The 5,694-nt window shown below is 60.9% G+C and carries 4 protein-coding genes and 3 pseudogenes; 6 read left to right on the forward strand and 1 reads right to left on the reverse strand.

Annotated features, from left to right (window positions below):
* Nucleotides 1-132: 132 nt before the first annotated feature.
* The 6 genes and pseudogenes from GPLA_RS06705 (at nucleotide 133) to GPLA_RS06725 (ending at nucleotide 4,996) form a co-directional block, all read left to right on the forward strand.
* Nucleotides 133-546 (forward strand): mercuric transporter MerT family protein, encoded by a 414-nt coding sequence (locus GPLA_RS06705; RefSeq protein WP_040514080.1) that lies wholly within the window; start codon nucleotides 133-135, stop codon nucleotides 544-546.
* Between the two features lie 31 nt (nucleotides 547-577).
* On the forward strand, nucleotides 578-895 hold the full coding sequence (locus GPLA_RS06710) for a heavy-metal-associated domain-containing protein (protein ID WP_040514076.1): 318 nt from the start codon (nucleotides 578-580) through the stop codon (nucleotides 893-895).
* Between the two features lie 69 nt (nucleotides 896-964).
* A pseudogene (locus tag GPLA_RS23940) lies at nucleotides 965-1,087 on the forward strand (mercury resistance system transport protein MerF); the annotation flags it as partial.
* Nucleotides 1,063-1,455: pseudogene (locus GPLA_RS06715) on the forward strand (FAD-dependent oxidoreductase); the annotation flags it as partial. The pseudogenes GPLA_RS23940 and GPLA_RS06715, both read left to right, overlap by 25 nt.
* Nucleotides 1,456-1,514: 59 nt before the next feature.
* A pseudogene (locus tag GPLA_RS06720) lies at nucleotides 1,515-1,706 on the forward strand (transposase); the annotation flags it as partial.
* A gap of 296 nt (nucleotides 1,707-2,002) precedes the next feature.
* Nucleotides 2,003-4,996 (forward strand): Tn3 family transposase, encoded by a 2,994-nt coding sequence (locus tag GPLA_RS06725; protein WP_007104110.1) that lies wholly within the window; start codon nucleotides 2,003-2,005, stop codon nucleotides 4,994-4,996.
* 168 nt (nucleotides 4,997-5,164) lie between these two features.
* Here GPLA_RS06725 and GPLA_RS06730 read toward each other — a convergent pair.
* On the reverse strand, nucleotides 5,165-5,694 hold a 530-nt coding region (locus GPLA_RS06730), incomplete at its 5' end, for a DUF3231 family protein (RefSeq protein ID WP_040514085.1).

The following is a 5,694-nucleotide window of genomic DNA, read 5'->3' on the forward strand; positions in this document are numbered from 1 at the left end:
GCTTGCGAACTTATGGTGGTAGGGCGCCTGTCGGCGGCGTCTGGAGCGCGAGGCCGCAGACCTCGCTCTGAAATAACACTTGAACCTGTAGGTGCTACAGGCCACATCTTGAAAAGATCGAGGAGACAAGGAATGAGTGAGTATGTTCGAACGGCCCCGGCGCGGCTGACCGGCAAACCCGAAGCAGGGACGTCGCAGGGCGGGCAAAAACTGTTGATGGCGGGCGGCGTCCTGGCCGCCGTTGGCGCATCGTCCTGCTGCATACTGCCGCTTGTTCTGTTCAGCATTGGCGTGAGCGGGGCGTGGATCGGAAACTTGACTGCGCTTGCGCCTTACCAGCCCGTCTTTGTGGTCGCAGCGCTTGTCTTTCTCGCTGTGGGCTTCTGGCGCGTCTACCGCCAACCGAAGGTGGACTGCGCGGAAGGTAGTGCTTGTGCTCGCCCGGGCGCGAGCCGGATTGCCAAAATCGGGCTGTGGGCTGCGACCGTGCTCGTCTTCGCAGCGATGGCGTTCCCTTACGCTGCGCCGTTCCTTCTCGACCTCTGATGCAACCTTTCAAACCAGGAGACTTGTGACCATGAAGACCTTGATTCGCACTGCAGTGACCGTCGCCGCCTTGACTCTCGCCGGAGGCGCTTACGCCGCCCCTCGGACCGCCACGCTTGCGGTTGAGAATGTGAGCTGCGTCACCTGTGCACCAATCGTAAAGAGAACTCTCTCGCGCATCTCCGGTGTCAGCCAGGTCGCGGTGGTCGTGGAGCGGGACGGTCGGGCCACGGCGACCGTGACCTTCGACGATGAGAAGGTCACGGCGGAGGCACTGGCCCAGGCGATCACGAATGCAGGCTATCCTTCGACCCCGACGGGCGTGAAGAGCGCGGCTCTCGCGCGCTGACGTGACCGCAATGAATAATCGCGCCCTTATGCGAACGGGCGTCATCGGTGCGGTCGCGCAGCGCTCTGCTGCGCGACCCCAATACTTGGAATTGCGCTGGGAACGATTGGGCTTTCGGCGCTGGCGGCCAAGGCCGATTACGTCCTCATCCCTATCTCGCCGATGAGGGTATCAAGGTCGTGGGTGGTCTGACCTACGAGTCCGTCCGTCGGACAGAGAACGGCGTCGCACTCACGGTGGTTCGGGACGGACGCCCTGAGACGCTTGCGGCCGAGCAGATTCTTGTCGCAACCGGTCGCGCGCCGAACACGGAAAGCCTTGGCCTAGCGGAAGCTGAGATCGCCCGGACGCCCGCGGACACCATTGTCGTCGACGACCGGATGCGCACCTCCAAAGTTGGCGTTTACGTGGCCGGCGATGTGACGGGCAAGGACCAGTTTGTCTACATGGCGGCCTATGGCGCGAAGCTCGCGGCAAAGAACGCACTCAACGGCGACAGCCTCCGCTACGACAACTCGGCGATGCCCGCGGTAGTCTTCACCGATCCGCAGGTGGGGTAATCCCCCCACAAAAAGAGCGCGTTTAGAAGTAGATTTTCTACTTAAACAGAAAGCTCTACATGAAGACGTCCCGCTTTACCGACAGCCAGATCATCGCCATCCTGAAACAAGCCAAAGCCGGCAGCCCTGTACCGGAGCTGTGCAGCGAGCACGGCATCAGCAACGCCACGTTCTACGAATGGCGCGCCAAGTTCGGCGGGATGGACGCATCGCTCATGGCACGCATGAAGGAACTCGAGGATGAGAACCGTCCTAATTGCGCCGCCGTGTGGGTGCCGGACAGCCTCATGTACCAGATCGTACTGTTTCCGTTCTCGCTTATCGGTGGCATCTTTGCATCGTGGATGTGCGACGTACTAATGTCGATCTGCTGAGAGTCGGCTTCACTGTACTGTCGGACGCGGGATGGCTCTTTACTGGGTCGACGGATGACAAACATCGCGGCTTAAGCAGGTCGGCGACGGCAGGGAATTATGAGCGGCTAGAAGCGGACTTGTTTCCACATTTACAAGCATAATGTGCGACACTCAGCTCTGCACGGTCATACATGCCAGTCAGCTTTCTCTCGAACGACCAGCGCGAAAACTACGGCCGCTACGTCGGTCCGCCTTCGCCCCACGACCTCGCCCGGTATTTTCACCTAGACGATACCGATCATGCATTGATCGCACCGAAGCGCGGTGCGCATAATCGGCTGGGCTTCGCCGTCCAACTCGCGACGGTGCGCTACTTGGGCACGTTTTTGGAAGACCCGCTGGCAGTGCCTCAGCCCGTGCTGCGGACACTGGCCAAGCAGCTGCGCATCGAAGCGCTGGACAAGGCAAACCCTTACAGCGCCGGCGAGCAGCGCTGGGAGCACGCAACGGAAATTCGCGCTTCCTATGGCTACGTCGAATTCACGGAACCTCTGATCGCCTTTCGTCTGACGCGGTGGCTCTACGCCTTGTGCTGGACCGGCACCGACCGGCCGAGTGTACTTTTCGAGCGCGCCACAACATGGCTCGTGACGCACAAGGTGCTTCTGCCTGGATGTACAACGCTTGAAAGGTACGTCGCGCGCCTGCGTACCCGCGTCGAGGAGCGATTATGGCGCTCGCTTGGAAGTGGGATCAGCCTCGACCAGCAAACGCGCCTCGAAGGCCTCCTCGTATCTTCAGGCGGCAGTCGCAATTCCCCGCTTGACCGCCTGCGCACCGGGCCGGTGGTGGCTAGCAGCCGATCAATGAGCCTGGCGCTGATGCGACTGCAAGCAGTCCGCGAGCTCGGCATCCGTTTGCCCGCCGCTACACGCATCCCAGCAACGCGGGTCGCAGCGCTGGCACGATTCGCGGACGCCGCCAAATCCAGCGCGATCCTTCGCCTACCGGTGCTGCGCCGTCTGGCCACCCTGGTAGCGTTTGTGCACTGTCTCGAAGCATCGGCACAAGATGACGCTTTGGAAGTGCTCGAAGTCATTCTGCGGGAGCTTTTTGGTGACGCCGTGAAGGCCGACAAGAAATCGCGCCTCCGCTCGCTCAAGGACTTGGACGAGGCTGCGGCCACACTCGCCAGCGCCTGTCAGATGCTGCTGGACGACACGGTGCCGGATGCCGAGCTGCGCAAGCAGTTGTTCGCTCGGATTTCGCCGGACGCGCTCGCGCTGGCCCTTGCCGGCGTCAACAAGTTAGTTCGACCGACTGACAATGTGTACTACCAGGAACTGGACGCGAAGTACAAGACCGTGCGGCGCTTTCTGCCGGCGCTGGCCGAGCACATCCACTTTGGCGCGAATGCCGCTGGCGGGCCGTTCATCGCCGCCTTTGCTTGGCTTCGCGCTAACATGATGGTAAAGAGACCCGACAACGACGCGCCACGCGAAATCATCACCAAGCCTTGGCAACGCCATGTGCTGCGCGAGGATGACGCCATCGACTTCCACGCTTACACTTTCTGCGTTCTTTCCGAATTGCGTATCGCGCTGCGTCGGCGCGACGTGTTCGTAGCCCCGAGCTGGCGGTACGCCGATCCACGCGCCGGCCTGCTCGATAGCACTGAATGGGAATCTACGCGTCCGATCATTTGCCGCACGCTGGGCCTCTCGGCGGTACCGGGGCCGACATTGACGGCCCTTGCCGATGAACTGGACCGGACCTACCACGCCGTCGCCGCCCGGTTGCCCGACAATCCGGCCGTGCGGTTTGAGAAGGTGGGCGACAAAAAAGAACTGGTGCTCAGTCCTTTGGACAAAATGGATGAGCCAGCTTCGTTGATCGCGCTGCGCGCCAAGGTCACAGGCATGCTGCCGCGCGTCGATCTGCCGGAACTGATCCTGGAGATTGCAGCCCGTACCCGCTTTACTGATGCCTTCACCCACATATCGGAGCGCACGGCGCGCGCTTCCGATCTGCATGTGAGCATCTGCGCTGTGTTGATGGCCGAGGCGTGCAACACGGGACCGGAACCGCTAACTCGCGGCGACGTATCGGCGCTCAAGCGCGACAGGTTGTCCTGGGTGGACCAGAACTACCTGCGCGACGACACCATCACTGCGGCGAACATCATGCTGGTCGCCGCGCAGGGCCGTTCGGCGCTGGCCAATGTGTGGGGCGGCGGCGAGGTCGCGTCGGCCGACGGCATGCGGTTCGTGGTGCCAGTTCGATCAGTGCATTCCGGGCCGAACCCAAAATACTTCGGCGTCGGTCGCGGTGTCACTTGGTACAACCTCATATCGAACCAGTTTTCAGGGCTGAACGACATCACGGTGCCGGGCACGCTGCGCGATAGCCTGGTCCTCCTGGCCGTCGTCCTGGAACAGCAGACCGACCTTCAGCCGACCCAGATCATGACCGACACAGGCGCCTACAGCGATGTGGTTTTCGGGCTCTTCCGTCTGCTTGGATACCGATTTAGTCCGCGCCTGGCTGACGTTGGCGGGACGCGTTTCTGGCGGATCGACTCGAAGGCCGACTACGGGCTGCTCAACTCTGTATCCGGACACAATATCAGCCTGCAAAAAATCGAGCCACATTGGGACGACATGCTGCGCCTAGCCGGCTCGCTCAAGCTTGGCCGGGTGCCCGCTGCCGGGATCATGCGCACGCTACAGGTGGGCGAACGCCCGACCAGACTAGCGCAGGCAATCGCCGAGTTCGGCCGCATCGACAAAACCTTGCATACGCTGACGTACATCGATGACGAAGCCAAGCGCCGGGGCACACTGACCCAGCTCAACCGAGGCGAGGGGCGGCATAGCGTCGCCCGCGCTGTCTTTCACGGAAAGCGCGGAGAACTGCGCCAGCACTACCGCGAAGGCCAGGAAGACCAGCTCGGCGCGCTCGGCCTGGTGCTCAACATGATCGTGCTGTGGAACACAAGCTATATGGAGGCTGCATTGAACCAACTGCGCGCGGATGGCTTCGAGGTCCGCGATGAGGATGTGGCTAGGCTGTCGCCGCTACTGCACGAGCACATCAACATGCTTGGCCGGTATTCGTTCTCAGTACCGGACGCGGTGGCCAAGGGCGAGTTGCGGCCATTGCGCAATCCCGCGAGCGACGAGTAGGTCGCGAACTGGCCTTAACCCGGTTTTCCGTTCCACTGCGCCTCAAACCCCGGATGCCGCAGCACAACAGGTGCAGCCCTGCGAAGGCCGCTATGAGCAGTCTGGAATCGCCAGTCTTTCTGTTTTTCATATATCGCTTCCCCACTTGCCGTATGCCCGCATTGCGCCTTAACCACAGGCGATCATTCTTAACGGGTAATGGCAGGGTGCTTCGAGGAATTGCATTTTTTCCGCCATCACAATCGCAGCCAAATGCCAACGATTCGCACGGTGATAATTGCGCAGAAACGCATCTCGAACATCGGCGCGGTGACTGAGAACGGCCCCATGGTTCCAGCGGTTCATGAAAGCCTCCACGCTAAATACATGACCAACCATGATCATGCGATCGTCGATCGCGTCCGTATCCAGACGGCCCAGCGACTCGGTACTTTTCGCGTCGTGCGCGGCGTTGTAGGGCGCAGGAAGTGCATAATTGCCCTGTTCGAGCAAGACCTTCAGTTCCGTCAGATTGGGCTCACAGACGTCATGCCGATAGGTTTCCATGGACTGGCGAAGCTTTGGGTTCTTCAAGGTCTGAATATAGAGATTGCACTGTCCCATGCAGACCCATTCCCGGAGATAGCCTTGGGAAACGGCGTAATACTCGCTAGCGTCCAGTGTTGTGCGGTTATTGCGGGTCGACTCGTAAAGTTTTA

The sequence above is a fragment of the Paraglaciecola polaris LMG 21857 genome (genome assembly GCF_000315055.1).
Classification (GTDB): domain Bacteria; phylum Pseudomonadota; class Gammaproteobacteria; order Enterobacterales; family Alteromonadaceae; genus Paraglaciecola; species Paraglaciecola polaris.

What these genes read in the sequence shown, in the direction of transcription:
- GPLA_RS06725 (WP_007104110.1), top strand. Translation starts at nt 2,003, where the DNA reads ATGCCAGTCAGCTTTCTCTCGAACGACCAGCGCGAAAACTACGGCCGC.
- GPLA_RS06705 (WP_040514080.1), top strand. Translation starts at nt 133, where the DNA reads ATGAGTGAGTATGTTCGAACGGCCCCGGCGCGGCTGACCGGCAAACCC.
- GPLA_RS06710 (WP_040514076.1), top strand. Translation starts at nt 578, where the DNA reads ATGAAGACCTTGATTCGCACTGCAGTGACCGTCGCCGCCTTGACTCTC.